This window comes from Citrobacter sp. A316 (genome assembly GCF_002042945.1).
In the GTDB taxonomy this organism is placed as follows: Bacteria; Pseudomonadota; Gammaproteobacteria; order Enterobacterales; family Enterobacteriaceae; genus Citrobacter; species Citrobacter portucalensis.
The window spans coordinates 208433-227021 of sequence record NZ_MVFZ01000006.1; the positions used below are offsets into that span (position 1 = coordinate 208433).

12 protein-coding genes are annotated in these 18589 nt (G+C 52.3%); 4 read left to right on the forward strand and 8 right to left on the reverse strand.

Annotation, left to right across the window (positions count from 1 at the left end):
* Nucleotides 1-14: 14 nt before the first annotated feature.
* Both BZK41_RS09905 and BZK41_RS27380 read right to left on the reverse strand, forming a co-directional pair.
* On the reverse strand, nt 15-8597 hold the full coding sequence (locus BZK41_RS09905; protein ID WP_079938046.1) for a glucoamylase family protein: 8583 nt from the start codon (nt 8595-8597) through the stop codon (nt 15-17).
* 155 nt (nt 8598-8752) lie between these two features.
* The gene (locus BZK41_RS27380) at nt 8753-8923 is read right to left on the reverse strand and encodes a YnfU family zinc-binding protein (RefSeq protein WP_309295033.1); all 171 of its coding nucleotides are present in this window, start codon (nt 8921-8923) and stop codon (nt 8753-8755) included.
* 360 nt (nt 8924-9283) lie between these two features.
* Here BZK41_RS27380 and BZK41_RS09910 point away from each other — a divergent pair, with 360 nt between their 5' ends.
* The 3 genes from BZK41_RS09910 to BZK41_RS27755 all read left to right on the forward strand — a co-directional run bounded on the left by BZK41_RS09910 (nt 9284) and on the right by BZK41_RS27755 (nt 10900).
* Nucleotides 9284-9502, forward strand: a complete 219-nt coding sequence (locus BZK41_RS09910; RefSeq protein WP_079938047.1) for a cold shock domain-containing protein — start codon at nt 9284-9286, stop codon at nt 9500-9502.
* Nucleotides 9503-9802: 300 nt separating this feature from the next.
* Entirely contained in the window at nt 9803-10030 is a 228-nt protein-coding gene (locus tag BZK41_RS27540) for a hypothetical protein (protein WP_079938048.1), read from the forward strand.
* 753 nt (nt 10031-10783) lie between these two features.
* A complete protein-coding gene (locus BZK41_RS27755) occupies nt 10784-10900 on the forward strand; it encodes a YnaM/YnfT family protein (RefSeq protein WP_352471416.1) in 117 nt (38 codons plus the stop codon).
* Nucleotides 10901-10947: 47 nt separating this feature from the next.
* On the opposite strand, the gene BZK41_RS09920 is transcribed toward BZK41_RS27755, so the two are convergent.
* Complete coding sequence (locus tag BZK41_RS09920; RefSeq protein ID WP_079938049.1) at nt 10948-11337, reverse strand: S24 family peptidase; 390 nt, start codon at nt 11335-11337, stop codon at nt 10948-10950.
* Between the two features lie 78 nt (nt 11338-11415).
* On the opposite strand from BZK41_RS09920, the gene BZK41_RS09925 reads away from it, so the two are divergent.
* Nucleotides 11416-11667 (forward strand): DinI family protein, encoded by a 252-nt coding sequence (locus tag BZK41_RS09925; RefSeq protein ID WP_079938050.1) that lies wholly within the window; start codon nt 11416-11418, stop codon nt 11665-11667.
* Nucleotides 11668-11851: 184 nt separating this feature from the next.
* On the opposite strand, the gene BZK41_RS09930 is transcribed toward BZK41_RS09925, so the two are convergent.
* Genes BZK41_RS09930 through BZK41_RS09950 form a run of 5 tightly spaced genes read right to left on the reverse strand, consistent with a single transcriptional unit; the run spans nt 11852 to nt 18529 of the window.
* Complete coding sequence (locus BZK41_RS09930) at nt 11852-12193, reverse strand: hypothetical protein (protein WP_079938051.1); 342 nt, start codon at nt 12191-12193, stop codon at nt 11852-11854.
* 48 nt (nt 12194-12241) lie between these two features.
* On the reverse strand, nt 12242-12607 hold the full coding sequence (locus BZK41_RS09935) for a DUF1353 domain-containing protein (protein ID WP_079938052.1): 366 nt from the start codon (nt 12605-12607) through the stop codon (nt 12242-12244).
* Entirely contained in the window at nt 12607-13191 is a 585-nt protein-coding gene (locus BZK41_RS09940) for a DUF4376 domain-containing protein (RefSeq protein WP_079938053.1), read from the reverse strand. Before BZK41_RS09940 ends, BZK41_RS09935 begins: the two co-directional genes overlap by 1 nt.
* An 11-nt stretch (nt 13192-13202) precedes the next feature.
* The gene (locus tag BZK41_RS27545) at nt 13203-15089 is read right to left on the reverse strand and encodes a prophage tail fiber N-terminal domain-containing protein (RefSeq protein ID WP_079938080.1); all 1887 of its coding nucleotides are present in this window, start codon (nt 15087-15089) and stop codon (nt 13203-13205) included.
* A gap of 53 nt (nt 15090-15142) precedes the next feature.
* Nucleotides 15143-18529 (reverse strand): phage tail protein, encoded by a 3387-nt coding sequence (locus tag BZK41_RS09950; protein WP_079938054.1) that lies wholly within the window; start codon nt 18527-18529, stop codon nt 15143-15145.
* Nucleotides 18530-18589: the final 60 nt, after the last annotated feature.

Below are 18589 nucleotides of genomic sequence, written 5' to 3' on the forward strand. Positions count from 1 at the left end.
CTCCGGACTCAGTGTCAGTTCTGAATGATCTCAACCATATGGTTTTGTCCATCATCCTTCAGCGGTATTCTGTCATCAGGGAGGAGAACACCATCCAGTGTCACGCGATATTCTGCATCGCCGCGTGAGACACTAATTTGATAATGGCTTTCGCCATATTGGTAGCTCATAGAAAAAGATGTCCACCCATCCGGCAACCTGGCATGAACCGTAAAGTCAGCACCGGAACGTTTTATCCCCAGTAATTCCTCGGTAAGTAAACGCCAGGCCCAGCCTGCAGAACCAGTATACCAGCTCCATCCTGCACGTCCGATATGGGGAGCGACACTGTAGACATCAGCACTCATGACATAAGGTTCAGCTTTATAAATCCCGGCCGAGTCTGTATTCAGAGTATGATTTATCGGGTTGAGCATTGACCAGAGTTGCCAAGCGCGTTCGGCATTCCCCATTCGGGCAAATGCCATCACAGCCCAGATAGCGCCATGTGTATACTGTCCTCCGTTTTCCCTCACACCAGGCAGGTAACCCTGTATGTAACCAGGATTTGGACCGTGCCCATCGAAAGGAGGTGTTAATAGTTTTATCAGTCCCCCCTCGTTATCCACAAGGTGCTTATCCAGCGCCTGCATGGCCATTGCGCACCGTCCCGGGCTTGCGGCCCCGGACAATACAGACCAACTCTGCACAATCGCATCAATCCGGCAGTCCTGTGAAGCCTTCGACCCCAGGGGAGTACCATCGTCAAAATATCCACGCCGGTACCATTCACCATCCCAAGCGTGGGCTTCGAGATTGCTTTGCAGGCGCATAGCCTGTGAACGGCACATTGAGGCGACGCTTTCATCCAGCCTGCGATCAGCCAGTGCCGCAAACCGCTGCAAAATGTCGAACAGGAAGAAGCCCAGCCAGACGCTTTCACCTTTGCCTTCGATCCCCACCCGGTTCATGCCGTCATTCCAGTCACCAGCCCCCATCAGAGGCAGACCATGCTCCCCGAACTGTTGTCCATACTTAATGGCTTTGACGCAGTGTAACCAGAGTGTCTCTTCGGTACCGCTGATCACCGGCGTATCATAGGCAGACTCTTCACCAGGCTGAAGCGGACGTCCCTCCAGATAAGGAATACGTGTTTCCAGTACATCCATATCCCCCGTCGTTTCAACATAGTGGCAAACGGCAAGCGGAAGCCACAGATAATCATCGGAACAGCGAGTGCGCACTCCATTGCCGTGTGGCGGGTGCCACCAGTGCTGTACATCACCCTCAATAAATTGCCGTGATGCACACAGGATCATCTGTTCTCGCATCCGGTTCGGATCAGCATGGCTCAGCGCCAGCGTATCCTGCAGTTGATCGCGAAAACCAAATGCGCCGCCGGACTGGTAGTAACCGCTGCGAGCCATCAGGCGACAGGCTACCGTCTGGTACAATAGCCAGCCATTCACCAGTAAATTTACCGATGTGTCGGGAGTGTTAACCACAATTTTATCGAGCACATTGTGCCAGTGGTTGTGAACCCGGTTCAGCTCCTCGCGGACCGTCTCCTCATTCATATAACGGGCAAGCGTCTCCTGAGCTCGAATATGATCCTCCTCTGCGCCGAGGATAAAAATAAACGTCCTCTGATCCCCATCAATTAATGTTACCGCCGATTGTACTGCCCCGCAGGGATCCAGACCGGCGCCCGTTTTACCTGAAAGCCTGCGTAGCTTCATGACCGACGGGGCGTGCAGAGAACCATTACGACCGATAAACTCCCGGCGGTCCCCGGTCAACGAACAGTCATTACCGCTGACGGCAAAAAAGGCAGTACGACCGCTACCGTTATCGCCATAAAAGTTGTTCGCCAGCACTCCGCAGCCGCCAAGTGGTCTGGCCGTATGTGTCACAATGTGAGGGGCTGAGCGAGTTCGTGTTCCTCCGAGCGTCCACTCCACATAGCCGGTGACGGAAAGTTTGCGTGTCCGACCCGAAGAGTTACTGAGCGTCAGGAGCGCCAGTTTAACCGGCGCCTCTTCGGCAACCAGGACCGTCAGCTCGCTGTCTATACCATTCTCTCGATGGGCAAACACGCTGTAACCAAAACCATGGCGGGTCAGGTAATCACCATGTCCGCGAACAGGTAAAGCCGTCGGTGACCAACACTCACCACTCTCTTCATCGCGCAGATAAAACGCCTCGCCGCTGCGATCGCTCACAGGATCGTTCTCCCACGGTGTCAACCGGTATTCATGTGCATTCTCATACCAGGAGTAGGCCTGTCCCGCCTCTGAAATCACAGTGCCAAAACGGGCATTTGCCAGTACGTTTGACCAGGGTGCCGGTGTCTGCGCATCTTCCCGCAGAACAATCTGATATTCCCGACCATCCTGAGAAAATCCACCGTACCCATTGAAATGGCATAACTGACTGATATCGGGACTCCAGTCCGTATGTTGATTACGCTCGCGTACAGCCCGTGGAATGAGTGCTCTGGCCTGAGGTTTAAGGGTATGAGTACGCTGATTAAGCTGCTCATTGATATTACCTGTGCGGTCATCAAGATAAAGACAGGCCACGCTCATCAAAAGCAACTTATCCTCAGCAGAGAGATGCTCGCCATTACGAACAAAAATACCGCCCGTTTTGTCCAGCAGACTGGCTTCAGACCCGGCATAAATTAAGTCCATAATCTGATTTTGTAAGCCCTGCTGGTAGCCGCCGGGACTGTTATTCAGGATAACCAAATCAACATCCAGTCCTTTCTGTCTCCAGTAACGGTGTGCCTGAATCAGTGTGGTCACTGAAGCAATACTTTCCTCGCTGGTAATACTGATCAGCACTATCGGCAGATCACCTGAAATTGCCCAGCCCCACAGACCGGACTGACCACGCCGGTTGCGGCTGATCGCCTGGCCTTCGGCGCGCAGCTCCTGGACAGGGTAAAGTACCGCGCTGGCAAGACGATTAAACAAAGTGGCATCATCTTCACTGGCGTTCATCTGGCGTAACACCACCAGACTGTGAGACCAGGCCAGTTCAAATACACGATCAGCGATAGGGTAATCGCGGTATTTTTCCAGCAATGCCAGGCTATGCTGGCGGGTCTCGCTGATGCCATAAATGATATCAATCGTGACCGGCTGCCCCGGCTGCAGAGTGATGGCGTGGCGTATTGCCAGGATCGGATCCAGCACTGACCCCGACGTGTTGCTGAGCGCCCCGCCTGCCTTTATTGCCTGGGCATCCGCAGGGTTTCTGCCACGACCAAGAAATTTTGCCCTGTCTGTTTCAAACGAAACGTTATGACGGTTATCGCCATGCACCACCATCATGTGAAACAGGCAGGAACTCGCTTCACCCGGAGAACGCGGGCGCCGGTGGCAAAGAATAGCGTCACGCTCAGGATCCAGTTCCGTCTGAATAAACAAATTGCTAAATGCCGGGTGCGCCAGATCGCTGGCTTCAGGTGCCAGTACTACTTCGGCATAGGTTGTCACTTCCAGAGAGCGAGGCTGGCGACCACGATGAATCAGTGTGAGTCGTCGCAACTCAATATCATCCTCCGGGGAGATCACAACCTGAGTTTTGACGCTGAGCCCATCGAAAGAGCGTCTGAATTCAGCACTCGCATCGGTGAATATCACTTCCTCGTCATGCCCGCTGGTGTGGGCTGTCGGTTGCCAGGTATTGCTCGACACATTCCCCGTCTGTATATCGCGGATATAGCAGAATGCTCCCCAGTTATCGCGGGTGGTATCACTGCGCCAGCGCGTGAGCGCAATGTTATTCCAGCGACTATAGCCGCCGCCGCCCGTGGTCAACATCAGATGATAATGGTTGTTGGACAGCAGTTGAATATCCGGGGCCGGCGTGTCCACGCCATAGAAAATACGGGGTTCATAGCGAACGGGTTTGACCCTGCCCTCATGAGATTCAAAATGACGGCGCGGACTGTACAGATCGACTGCATCCGGCACGCGTTCCTGTAACAGCAGGCTCGCTGAGCGGAAGACCGTACTGGACATGAAGCGTTCAGTCATCGGGGCGTCAAGTAGCACATGAGCCAGCGCCTGAAACGCCATCCCCTGGTGATGCGCCATCCAGGACTGAACCACCGCATAGAGCTGACCGGTTGCGAGGCGTGAGGGAGTATAGTCCAGCGCTTCATAAAAACCGTATTCACCAAGTGCGCCATTTTTTTGCAGCCTTATCAGGTTCTCACAAGCTTTCTGTGGGGAAACCATCAACGCCAGCAGTGTGGCGTAAGGGGCGACAACCATGTCATCAGCAAGCCCCCTTCGCAGGCCGAGACCCGGCACACCAAATGCCTGATATTGATAATTATGCTGAACATCAAAAGCATGATAACCAGACTCTGAAACGCCCCACGGTACTCCGCGTTCTTTCCCCCAATGAATCTGGCGCATAACCGCCGACTGACTCATTTCATCGAGCAGACTGCCAGGCCAGGTGGGCATTACCAGATTCGGCATCAGGTATTCAAACATTGACCCGCTCCATGACATCAGGGCTGTTTCATTGTCAATGGTGGTGAACAGTCGCCCCAGCGCGTACCAGCTTTTAAGAGGTAGCTGATTAGTGGCAATGGCAAGAAAGCTGGTCAGGCGGATTTCAGACGGCAAAAGATCGTAGTGGCTCTTGTCAGGCATATTCGTGTCACAGTTATAGCCAACACTGAGCAGACTGGTTGGTTCGCTGTACAGAAAGGCGAAATCCATCCGGGCATGCTCATCCAGCCGTTGTTCAAGTTCAGTGATAATATTGAGTCGCATCCGGGCCTGCTCCGTCGCTGACGCCGGGGGGGTTCCTGCACCAGTAAATGTTGCGCGGGCAAGCTCACACAAAGTCGGCAGCGTCTGTTCGTTCCAGGATGCGGGTAACCAGCCAAGCAGCAGCGACCACTCATGGCAAAGCTGAACCAGTTGATGCTCCAGATGTCCTGCCCAACGCATCTGAAGAGGAGATCCCTGTCGGCATAGCGTGTTCAGGTGATTGCACTGGGTGCGCATATTTTTCAGCTCGCTGAAAAATGTCTGCGGAGAGAGCGACACCGCGCTCAGGCAGTGTTTTCGCAGCAACCGCAAGCTGTCAGGCGGGTTCTGACCCCACTGTTTTTCCAGAATATCCAGCGTATCGTTCAGTCCTGCCAGTATCTGTTGGCGGTTTAAAACTGGCTGATGACGCATGGCGGACAGCCCTGCACGCAGTGTCAACAAATGCCCTGCCATGTTGCCGCTGTCGACGCTTGAGATATAGCGTGGGCTGAGGGGGGCCAGCGTACGAGTGTCATACCAGTTGTAGAGATGGCCCCGGTAGTGCTCCATTTTATCCATTGTGTCGAGCGTGAGCGACACGCGCCGTAGCACTTCCCCGCCGGGCAGGTAGCCAAAGTCCCATGCCGTCAGGTTAGCCATGAGGGAAAGGCCAATATTGGTAGGAGAAGTTCGATGGGCCACCGTCGGCTGCGGTATTTCCTGGTAGTTATCAGGCGGAAGCCAGTTCTCTTTTTCTGTGGCAAAGGTTTCAAAAAACGCCCAGATTTCACGGCTTGTCTGGCGCAACAGCTGTTTTTGTTCCGGATTGGGCGAAAACACCTTACGCGCAGGCTGGCGACTCAGCCAGCTCATCAGCAGCGGTGCCACACACCATAACAAACCGATCGGCAACGCAATCCCCAGCAGTTGTGGAGCAAATTGTCCGGTCAGTATTATCAGCATCACACCACATGCAACATTCAGCCACATCGCCTGATAAAAACGCGCGACAGTGGGTCCGGCCTGATTGCTGTCCAGGCTGTGGCTGACCCACTGGCTGAGGTGACGCCTGCTGATCCCCAATCGCCATAACGTCACGGCGATCGCTTTTAGCGAATATCCGGCTTCGTGCGGCAGTATCGCAAAATTAAGGCCGATACCTGACAAACGCTTCAGCGCGCCCGCCCCTACCAGTAACAGATGCGGCTTCAGGCGGCGACGCAGAGGTTTATGCAGCAGGTCATGGGTGATGCAGAGGATAGTTGGCAACAGCCATATCAGCGACAGTACGCCCAGCCAGTAAACAGGATTAGGTACCCCTAGCAGGGTGAAGAACAGCAATACCAGTAATGAAGGGGCGACCAGACTGCGACGCAGATTATCGAGTAATTTCCAGTAAGAAAGCGCGGTCAGCGGATTCCTGGTCCGGGTTCCATCGGCTCTTCTGACACGTGGTTTCAGCCAGTTAAGCAGTTGCCAGTCCCCCCGGATCCAGCGTGAACGGCGTACAACATCCGACAGATAATTATTCGGGTACTGTTCATAGAGTAACACCTCACTCAGCAGACCCGAACGTGCATAGCATCCTTCGAGTAGATCATGGCTGAGAACCAGGTTTTCCGGGCAGGTGTTGGCAGTGGCTTGCATAAAAATGTCAACATCGTAAATCCCTTTGCCCACGAACGATCCTTCCCCAAAAAGATCCTGATAGATATCCGAAGACATCATCGAATAGGGATTATTGCCCGGTATGCTGCTGCGCATGGCGGCGTAACGTCCCTGACCGTTGCGTGGTATCTCCTCCGCAAGGCCGGGTTGTAAAATACCAAATCCTTTGACAACCCTCTGGTGTACCGGATCATACTCTGGCATATTCAGCGGATGCGCCATCGTCGCGACCAGTTTGTGCGCCGTATCGCGCGGCAGCACCGTATCACTGTCCAGGGTAATGACGTATTTAATGTGGCCCGGTAAAAGGTTAGCAGGCATGTCTGCAACGCTGACGAATTGTGTCCCCGGATGGCGCAACCAACTATTCAGTAACGCCAGTTTTCCCCGCTTGCGTTCATAGCCCATCCACGTTCCTTCCGCGGGGTTCCATTCAGGCTGGCGGTGTAGCAGATAAAAACGTGGGCGGCTGGAGGGATAGCGGCGATTCAGCGCCTGCGTATCAGCGATCGCCTGTCTGAGCAGCATCTGGCTTTCCGGCGAGGGTTCATTTGCAGAATCAGCGAAATCAGTGAGCAGCGCAAACCTGAGATTTTCGTTTTCATTCCCCAGCCAGCAGACTTCAAGACTGGTGAGGAGCTGGCTGAAACTTTCGTGGCTGGTCAGCATGCAGGGGATGACTAACAGAGTGGCGCTGTCAGGGGGAATGCCGGTTGAGAAATCCATCCGCGGCAATGGGCGAGGAACGCGAAAACGGGTGGTTGCGTCACTGAGTAAATCGCTCATTAACTGAGTTACAGCGATAATCAGAGGGAATATCACTGCGATCAACAGCCAGTCTGCGCCCTGCATGGCTGTTTCGTGCAAAATCGTTGCGGTCGTTGCGATTGTCAACAACGCCAGGCTTCCAAGCCATGACAGCAGGGTTATTCTGTTGAAACTGTGCCGCAAGCGCATGAGCCTTGAGGTGTCTGCTAACAGATGAATTTCCAGCGCCTGCCGACCTTCGCCTGCGAGATAATAACCAACATGATGTTCCAGTGTATCGGGAGCACTGTTCCCTGAAAGCGTCAGCACCCTGTCAGCAACTTCAGGCTCGCTGAGAACACTGTCCCTGGCCAGGACCTCAACAACGTGCCGGTAATGATCCCGGGTATTGAAGTGCATCCGAGGATAGATACCGGCAGGATCATTGCGTAATGCCTGTTCGACGACACTTATCGTTTCGGCGAAATCAGCCCAATCCGTTTCACTCAGTAATCGCAGACCCGCGATGCTGTTACTGACAGATAGCTGGCTGGCGGCAAGCTGTTGATTGAAATTATGTATGAGAACGTCGGTGGTGATCCCCTGTTCCCGAAGGCACTGATCAACCCAGGTCAGAGGTAACGACAACGCATTGCCATGCCCCTGCAGGCGCCGCACCAGCTCTGCGACAAATGCACTGGTTAACGTAGGTCGGGAGCGTGCCATATCGGCAACCACCATGATTAAATCGCCAGGGGCATTCTCTGCACATCCGAAAATCTTTGTTATCCACATATCAGCCAGCGTTCTGTCCTGCTGCGCTTTGATCACTTCGATACTGATACGACGAAGATTTTCAATCAGCGCCAGGCGCAGCATTCCCGGTAACGCCCAGACTTCACCCAGCGTCAGCGGTGTCACCTGTTGATAGGCAGTGAGATAGCTGGTCAGGCTGGCGACATCCCAGCGCCCGTCACCGTGAGCAATGGCCTCTGATGCAATATTGTAAATTCGTGGGCAATTCAGCGGCGACATCAGCGACGGGAGACCTTTACCAAAGCTTTTCGGCAAGTGCTGGCGGACCGTGCGGATTTGTTCCTCAATAAGATAATAATTGTCCAGCAACCACTCCCCGGCAGGCATGATGCTGGTCTTTTTACCCGCGTTAAGCTCATAACAGCTTTGGGTGATGATGGCCTCATTCTCGCCGAGTCTTTTTAGAAGATAATAAGGATGTTTATCCGGCGATAATTTATGGGTCCGGGCGAGCTTCTGACCGTAGCGTTCCATCTGGGCGGTCGAAAAGAGTTCTGACTGCAGAGTGCCTTCACCGGCAGGATCGTTCGCCGAAAACGTTACGCTTTCGGTAGCATTCATCGGAATATGGGGGCGGTTAAACCACGCCCTGGGGTTCATTTTCATAGCATTGCTCTGATGCAGAGTTAGCATGCAGGAGCAGTTGCAAAATCAGTTCAGAAACGTTCTCTCAGGATGGGCGTAAGGCATCAGGGATTTAACAGCTGCTGGGATTTGACTTAAGTATAGAATATGAGTTTTGTCTGCGTTTTTTGGCCGAGCTAGCGTCGGGAGATAAACAGAGCCTTACATCCAGGGCAAAGCATGGCCTGATTGCGCCGGATTTTTGACAAAAGTTGAGCCGATTTTAAGCCACAAACAGGGCAGACGGCAGTGGCGGTAGACGCACTGGTGAAGAGTTTCATTGCGTAATTGATAATAGACATAACCATTAACCTTTCAATGAACGAGCCTCACCGTATCACATGTGGTTAAGTTTTAATCTATTTATTTTGAGGCACTTAAATTCAGGAGAGGTAGATATTCGCAACCACAGGCACCCTGAAGGGAGGTTGAGGCCTTTGCCAGTTTAATTTCTCTTGCAGATTCTCTGGATGGCTAAAATATAATTTGCTTATTATTAATTACCGTGCCTTAATGAATCCCATCAGTTCAATGTACAGACGAACGTTAAAAGATTTTCCGTGTAGTCCTCATTACCAGGTGTTATCGCTGATATCCCCCCCTTTTGAGTCCATACGTTTAATACTATGCGTTTACTATCAATACAATCATGTGTGGCAGGAGTTGGTATGTCCATAAGAATTAAAGGTTTGGTAAAATGGTTTAACGAAGACAAAGGGTTTGGCTTCATCTCTCCTCTTGATGGTAGTAAAGACATCTCAGTTCATTTTTCTGCGCTTAACGGCGACAACTTTAAGACCTTATTTGAAGGACAGAAAGTTGAATTCGCCATTCACAGTGGTGACAAAGGCCCTGCTGCTGCAAACGTAATACTTTGCGATAAATAAATCTTTGTGGATCTGCGATACCGATGAAGAATTATTCCTGAGTAGACAGTTCCATAACTTAAATCAGATAAAAGTCGTTTATTCTTAATATCAGGTCAGCATATTTTTTCGCAATTATGAGTGTGCTGACCGATGTGATGAAGTGCAGGACTGCTGCATAAAAGTCTGAAAGCAGAAGCTAACTGCTTGTTAAATAATAAAGTGCGTAAGAGGCGAGGCTGCCTCCGAAAGCATCACGTCTTTGCTTTTACCTTATGGCATCTGACTGTTTACATCCACGAGAGAACAGGGTAGTGGAATATGATAAAAGTCCTTGTTTTCTTTAATGCTGAATCCTGTAAAGTCATGACTGTTCTGGAAGGTATATCCTCTATCAGGCAGGAATATCCGAACGGTGAAGAAACGCATCTTCGGATTATGTCTGCAGGCTTTCCTTCCTTAACTAGCGTTCATGGTATTGTTTACGTAGCTTCTGACAGGGAGTTAACGTCACAGGAGATACTTGATGCTGCAAGGAAATATTTATAGCTTTTTTCTATGCTCTCTGCTTCACGTTTGATTGCATTCTTACCATATTTATCAGAAGCGAACAAAAAATGAGTTAAAAATATTTACGGCCTGCTAACAGCAGGCTTTTTTTCATATTCAACATTTTAATACCTACACTGACATGAGAGAAATATTCTTTGTTATCTGATTAAATGCCGATATCTCTCTCACCCTCTTCATGCTATCTTGCCTTTTATGATGAATCCTTCTGAGCGGCAGGGCTAATTAACCTGATGACTTCTATGCTGGAATGTTCATCATGCACGACTGAAGCAGCGAGTCATGGGAGGTTACCCAAAGACTTACCGGGAGGCACCCGGCATCATATATAAGCCCCTGCATATTGCTGCAGGGGATTTTTTACAGGAAATTTCATGCTTCTGATCACTAAAAGTGATTATCGAACAATTGTTATTTATTTCCGCTTTTAGCACATAGCAATCCTAAAAACAGTAGCCACCGTCATGGGGTGTCGGGGGTCGGAGGTTCAAATCCTCTCGTGCCGACCCAAAATCCTCTAAGAACCAGCCTGTTACGGCTGGTTTTTTTATGCCTGTTTTCTGTACGGGGAAACTCCGGGGAATTATTGGGGTGAAACTATCGACAGATCACCAGCCAACTACGATCTATCGGATTGTAATATCCTCTTGAGTAGCAAGCACGATAATTGCCAGGAACCTTTTCTCTATACAGTTGTCTGACAATAGAATTCATCTGACATTAAGAAGCCCTATGATTACTAGTCTCTCATTAGTATTTGCCGTGATTACCACTCTGTGCATCATGTTGTTCGCTGCGGTAAAAGTAGGGGTTGGTTTGTCTAACAATCCAGACAGAAATGATAATTAACCTCAACCACGTAACCCCACTTCATACTTCACTTAACAGTGATGTGCTCACATCACCGGGCAATCGTCGAACTCTCCATTCCTGGCATCATTAATGATGTACGTGATCACCCCGAATATAGCGGGTGCAGAACTGTAACCGCCATCATCTACTGGCAGCGCCTCCATTCCCCCGTTCTCCAGATTAACAAGGTGGGGCTGGGGATGAGTTCGGTATCGCTTGCTCCTGAATTCCCCATCTATCGCGCATATCAGCAGCGAGCCATCACAGGCTGAAAGCGACGCGTCCACAACAAGCAGCGCCCCCTGGATTATCCCTTCCCTGAAATGTGAACGCGATGCCCGCATGAAATAAGTCGCTGCGGGCTGGCTGATTAACTGCTGATCGAGGGAGATTCGTGTTTCAACATAATCTGCCGCAGGTGAAGGAAAGCCCATGTTTACGCCCTCTCTTGAATACCGAATAAAAACACATTATAAATACTGTATATACATCCAGTAAAGGAGGAATAATCAATGTTCGTGGAACTCGTTTATGACAAAAGGAATTTTGATGGTCTGCCCGGTGCAAAAGATATCATTCTGGGCGAATTGAGAAAGAGAGTGCACCGGATCTTCCCCGATGCTGATGTTCGGGTTAAACCGATGATGACACTGTCGGCGATCAACACCGACGCCAGCAAGCATGAGAAAGAACAGATAAGCCGTACTGTTCAGGAAATGTTTGAAGAGGCTGATATATGGCTGGTTTCAGATTACACGCCCTGAACCGTCATATTGCTTAAGTACAATCCACCGTGACTGGCAATCATTCAATACTCGCAATATCGAACGTTCACCAGTTTGCCAGCCACTTTGTGCTCGCTCTGTCTGCCCGTATCCCGGTTAGCGTGGCATGGACAGGCCACAAAAAAAAGGCCCCTGCACATGCAGAGGCCTTTCTCTATACAAATTAAAGACAGGATTTTATACCTGCTATTCTTTTATTCTTTCCATCCATGACGTCAAGAGCCCCCCGTAACGAATAATAATTTATAATAGTAACTCCATTATCCGTGTAAACATCTACATTATCGCCGGTTGCCAGCACACTGTAATATTTACCAGTTTTTTGGGGTATGATTTGAGTCAACAGAGGTTCACGTTGCCATGCAGAGAGTATGCATACCTGCGTATCGTCAGCACTTTTCGTCGTAGTAAACGACGCCAAAATATTCTGGTCCTCACGGTAATTGTATGGATTTACGCATCCCGAAAGGCTGAGCACCGACAAAAGAAAAATTATCCGTTTCATTTAATAATCTCCATTAACTTATTTGTTAAATACTAACAGAATGAAGCATTAATACACTATCGGATAACGCCCTCTGCCGAACAACTTCACTGCTCCATACATCAACATACGCTTCCACTTAGGCACACCCAGCACCGTCATCCCATCAAGGAATATCCGGTCAGCTTCAGCCTTTGTGCGCAATGCATTGTCGTAAAGGTAATCGTGAATAATGGCGGCTTTGGCATACTTCCCGTCAGGAGGCAACAATATCCACAGAATGCGCGGGACGCTGGCAAGGTCCGTCACGAAGCCTGCAGGTACCTCAATCACATCATTGCTATTGTCAGACAGATAAAACGAAAATGGCGCGTATACGCGCCATCGGTAGTGATCCAGCATTTCCAGTATTGCTGGCGTGGTAAAGCGACTCATTATGCCCCCTCCGGCCATCCTGGCTGGTAAGCAATTATGGCGCTCATATCTGTCAGCTTTGTCACCTCTTCTTTCATCTGTCGCTGCCGTTCGTGAATTCTGAAGCCGTGCATTACCATTGCCTGCACCATCGCTGCCTCCAGCTGTTGCAGGAACGCAAAATTCACCGGAACATCGTGGTTATCTGCATCCGTCCAGAAGAATCCCACAGGTAACTTTCCTGCACTGGCAGCCATAACCACGGGCGCAAGACGCTCCTGCGACGCTTTGCCTCCATCCCACCGGCGATTGTCCAGTTCAAAAATAATGTTGGCGTTTTCCTGAACGTCCCGCCAGTTGCTGATTTCAGCCAGTTTCTGGTTACGTAAATCCTCCACCATCTTGTCAGTCACAATATAAGGGGCGACAGGTCCATACTTTCCTGATTCAAGCTCGCTGTAGATACGGCGTCCATGCTCCTCAAAATCATTCGGGCATGCAGTGAACGGCAGAAACTCATCAAACTCTGCAAATTTAACCCTGCAGTTAATCGCTGTATGTTCTTTATTCGCCCACTCAGGAGCCTGAATGCCCTCAATATTCATATAATCTCCTTTTATGAAATTCGCTGAAAAAGACCTGCATAGAAATCCAAAATAGACCCAGCCAGACCTTCAGAAGAATTGGTTGCAATCCCACACGAACGCCATGTACCCGGCAAAGTAAATTTGCCATTACGACTCATAATACAAAACGACGCTTTACCATCTCTGTTGCTGATAATTCCACACGCTATTAAACTTCCCCCCGAATAACTTGTACCTGGATTAGTACCTACCCCTCCAGGCGATGGCATATATGCCAGCGCAAATGTACCTACAGCATAAAGTGCACCCGCTGGTGCGCCTGCTGGTCCCTGCGGCCCTTGCGGTCCAGTAGCGCCTGTTGCTCCCTTTGCGCCTGCAGGTCCCTGTGGTCCAGTTAACCCGGTATCCCCTTTATCTCCCTTATCCCCTTTTGCGCCTGCCGGTCCCTGCGGTCCTACAGGGCCTATTGGTCCTGTTGCCCCCGTTAGCCCGGTGTCTCCCTTGTCACCCTTTTCGCCTTTTGCACCTGCCGGTCCCTGCGGACCTGCAGGGCCAGTTGGTCCTGTTGCCCCCGTTAGCCCGGTGTCTCCCTTGCCACCCTTTTCGCCTTTTGCACCTGCCGGTCCCTGCGGACCTGCAGGGCCAGTTGGTCCTGTTGCCCCCGTTAACCCCGTGTCTCCCTTGTCCCCCTTTTCACCTTTTGCACCTGCTGGCCCCTGCGGACCTGGCGGACCACTGAGGTCTTCACTTTCCTGTATCTCTTTAATGGTATCAGCGGCGGCTTTTGAGGCTGCACTTCTGGCCTGTTCAGCAAGAAGCTGTGCCTCATCCCTTGCCTGTCCACTTTCTTTTTCACTGGCAGCAGCAGCCTGTGCACTGTTCCGGGCATTCAGGGCGTCTTCCTGAGCTTCATCGCGCAGCGTCAGGGCCTCATCTCTGGCCTGTTCTGCGCGGGTGGCGCTCTCAGCTGCTTGATTTTTCTGGTTCTCAGCCGTTTTGGCTGACTGCAGGGCTGATGCTTCACTTGCTGATGCCGCAGTCTCTGATTTAGCGGCCTTGTCGCTGGATTCCCTGGCATGCAGTTCACTTATCGCTGCAGCTGCAGCGCTGTTATCCCCCTGTTCTGCAGCCTGTGTAGCCGTGAGGGCGCTTTCACGCACTGAGGTTTCAGATGCGGCTGCATTACCGGCATGCTCACCCGCTGTTTGTGCTGATGCAGCTGCACTTCCGGCACTCCCTGCTGCAGACTGTGCCGAAGCGCCTGCCTCCTGCTGCGCTTTCTGTGCCGCATCAGCGGCGATCTTTGCCTTTTCGGCCTGTTCCGTCGCTGTCTGTGCCGACTTTGCCGCACTGTCAGCATCTGCACTGCTGGCCAGAACGTTCTGCGCGGTCTGTCGGGCATTAACTGCAGCAGACCGGGCAGAATCATCAGCAGCACCCGCAGAGAGTGCCGCCTGGTGCTGTGACTCTGCCGCAGCCGTTGCAGACAACGCTGTCGCGTCTTTACTCTGTTCCGCTGACTGTGCGGCCTGTTCGACTCGTTCCCTATCCTTCTCTGTTGCACCGCTCAAATCCACTACGCGGTTTACCATTTCCTCAAAACGTTTCATCACCTCCGGACGAAGGTCCGCGTCCTTTGGCGCATCGAGAAACGCATTCAGGGTATCCGGCGTATCGGTCGGGGCCACGTAAATATCGCCAGCCACTGAGGGAGGAAAACCTTCCCGCTGCAGTGACACACTGTAATAACCCGGTTCAGCCTCAATGCTGTAATAGCCGTTCGCGTCCGTAACAGAGGATGACATAACCTCCACAACAACGGTCGCGCTGGTTTTCTTCGCATTCAGTTGGATGATGCAGTCCTGTACCGGTTTCCCCGCCCCGTCTTTTAATACGCCAGAGATAAGTACTGCCATAATTCCTCCATACAAAAAAAGCCCGAATGAGTGCTCATTTTGGGATTCAGTCATCAGTAAATGCTGATGCCTGTGCTGTTCTTCTTCACCACCATGACCAGCAGGTTACTGATAAAAGCAGGAGTATCACCGCCGCCACCATTACCCTTGCTTGAAACCGTAAAGCTCATGGTCACATTTCCAGCTCCGGCAGGCATATCAATGACCGTACTGAATGATTTCGTTGGAATTGCGGGATATGCGTTGTATATCTCTCTGCCGTTGTGCTTCACAACAAGCCCACAATCTGTCCACCGGTCATTACTTGTGGCTGATTGCCCACTTGCTCCTGCAAAAGTGATGGGTGGAATAATTATCTGCCGATCAAAATCGTGATCATCCTGTATCTGGACCGTGAGGGTTCCATTCGGAAAACCCGGAATTCCGGGGAAAGCCCGCCCAACTGCTTTAACGATATCGCCGACAATCTTCTCTGCCCGCATCGTCCCCTTTATGGTGCAGTTTTCCTCAATCGTCACATTGTTGAGAGCACCAGAGTTCGCACTGATATGGCCGCTGATATCCGCATTACGGGCGGTCAGTTTGCCGTCAGGCGTCAGCGTAAAGGTCGGTGGGTTACCGCCACTGGTGATAGTGGGAGCCGTCAGATATTTGAGGAACACCTCGTTCATAAATATCTGGTTACCCTGAGCCACAAACATCGGGGTCTCATTGCCGTTTGCCGGGTCGATAAACGCGATACGATTTGCTGCCACCAGGAACTGGCTTACCTTCCCTTCTTCAGTGTCCTCCATGCTCAGGCCCAGACCAGCCACATAGTGCTTCCCGTCTTTGGTCTGCTCTATCTTCACACCCCACATGGCATTCCATTTGCCGTTCGCGTCCTGCCATTCTTCCGAAAACTCATCCAGCCGGCTGGCGTTGTCTTCCGTCAGCTCCACCTTCTCCAGCAGCTCTTTCCCCAGGTGGCTTTCGGTGATTTCCCCTTTGAAGAAATCCAGGTAACCCGCCGCATCGTTGCTGGCCTGCCCTTTAGCCTCCACGAACGCCGATTTCCCGACCTGGTTCACGGCCCGGATATAAAAGTAATAATCCTTGCCGGGTTTGATATTCGCGTTTGCTGCAATCCAGTACAGCGCGGTGCCGAGATAACGCGCATCGGTTTCCACCTGGCGGATATCGGCAATCTGCGTAACCGTAAACCAGAATTCATACTGCACCGTGGGGTCATATACTGCCTGGCGCGGGGTGGCGGTTATCTGAAAATAGCCGGGAGTCAGTTCAACATAAGACGGTACTGCGGGTACGGCGATGCTGAAATCCGTGCTGGCGGGGTCGCCCTGCTGGCCCTGGCTGTTCACTGCCCGGACCGTCAGGGTGTAACGCCCCGGCGTCAGGTTGCGGAAGGTGTGCTCCGTTTCGCTCAGAGTCAGGCTGCTGGCCAGACGGTCGCTGTTATCTTCCGCTTTCACCGTCAGGCGCAGGGAGAAGTTAACCCCCTTCACCACACGCGGAGTTGACCATCGCGCCCGCGCCTGATACTGCCCGTCCTCCGCCAGAATCTCTGTGGTCAGGTGCTGCACGGCAGGCGGCGTATTCGTTATACCGGTGTCCGGTAACGGATCAAACGTCGCCCCGTTGTCCACGATGGATCCTTTCTCCGGAACATGCTGTACGGCGGTAATGGCATACGTGCCGTCATCGTTTTCCCGTATGGCCACGCAGCGAAACAGCCGCTGGCGCAGGTCCGGCAGTTTCAGCCCCCACACACTGTACTCCGCCACGCCATCGGGTAACTGGCTGACGGTGACGCGGTCCGGGGCGGGGTGCGCGGTGACCGCGACGGTAACAGGCTGGCCATTGCTGCCCACCAGGTTCAGCACCACATTGCCGCCTGCCGGTATCTCCACCTCACGGTCCAGCGTGAGCGTGCGCGTAAGGCTGTCGACCGACAGGATGCGTCCGCCCACGGTCACGCCAGCATAATCACTGTCGCAGACCTCAATGATATCGCCGGGAACATGTCGCAGCCCCTCAGCCCCTACGGAAAAATCCACCGTCTGCGTTTCCAGCAATTCGGTGGTGATGGCCCATAGTCCGGCGCGGTGCGCCTGCCCACGGCTGGTACAGGCGAACGCATCCATCTTCAGAACGTTGCGACCGTAGCGCCGGATGGCAGCATCGTTTTCCACCAGTTCGGTGGATGTTTCCCAGCCGTTGTTCGGGTCGGTGTAACGCACCTCGGCGGCATTGTGGCGCTCTTTCAGGGCGCTGAAGCTGTAGATGAACGGCGCACCGTCAGCGGGCATCACCACATTACTCTGCGTATAGGTCCAGACTTTATCGGCGGGCCGGTCCTGCACAAAGGTCAGTTTACTGCCGTTCCACACCGGCATGCAGCGCATCAGGGAGCAGAAGTCCCCCAGCACGTCCCAGGCTTTACGCTGGTCCGTCAGATACGCATTGCAGGTGATACGTGGCTCTGTCCCGCCAAAACCGTCAGGAACAGGCTGATCGCAGTACTGTGCAATGGCATACAGCGCCCACTTGTCCACATCCGCAACACCAATGCGGCTTCCCATGCCATAGCGCGGGTGAGTCAGCATATCCAGCACACACCAGGCCGGATTATCTGTCCAGGCGGGTTTAAACGTCCCGTCCCAGAGTCCCGTATAGATCCGTTTTAACGGGTCGTAGTTCGACGGCACCGGCACAATACGCCCGCGCAGGAGATAGTTTCGCGTGACCTGCTGGCTGCCAAACTGCTCCGCATCCACTTTTACGCCGATAACAGCGGTATTCGGGTAACGTTGTTTCACATCGATGATTTCGGTATAGCCCGACCACACCGTTTTGTTCTGCAGCAGGTCTGTCGTGCTGTCATCAGTGAGGCGCAGCATGCGGACTTCAAACGGTCGGGGCGGTAAATCATCAATCACCACAGATGCCAGAAACTGCGTGGTCGTTTTCCCCGTAATGGTGATATCCCGCTCCACCTGCCACTGGCCATCCCGGCGAAACTGGATCAGCATCTGTACACTGGTCGGGTTGCGGTCGCCTTTGGTACTGGTGCTGACCAGCGACTGCACACCAAAGGTAAAGCGCAGACGGTCCAGCGTTTTAGTGGTAATGGTGCGGGTCACCGGCTCTGACTTCTTCACCTCCACGCCCAGCAGGGTTTCAGCACCGGAGTCTTCGAACCCCTCCATCGCGGTCTGCTCATCCTCCCCCACGCGGTAAACCACGGTGACACCGTGAACCATCGCGTTACCGTCGCTGTCGAGGACCGGCGTTTTGTTAATTCTGACGCTTTTCAGCCCGTCCACGGGGCCTTCTATCGGCCCCTCGCAGATGGCATCAACAACGGTCAGCATCTGGCTGGATTTCAGGTCGTCAGGAGCCTCATGCGGCGTTTTACTGCTGCCACCACCCTTACCCATAATCTGTTCCTTCTGAAACGACAAAACCGCCCGGAGGCGGTTCTATGTAAATACAAATAT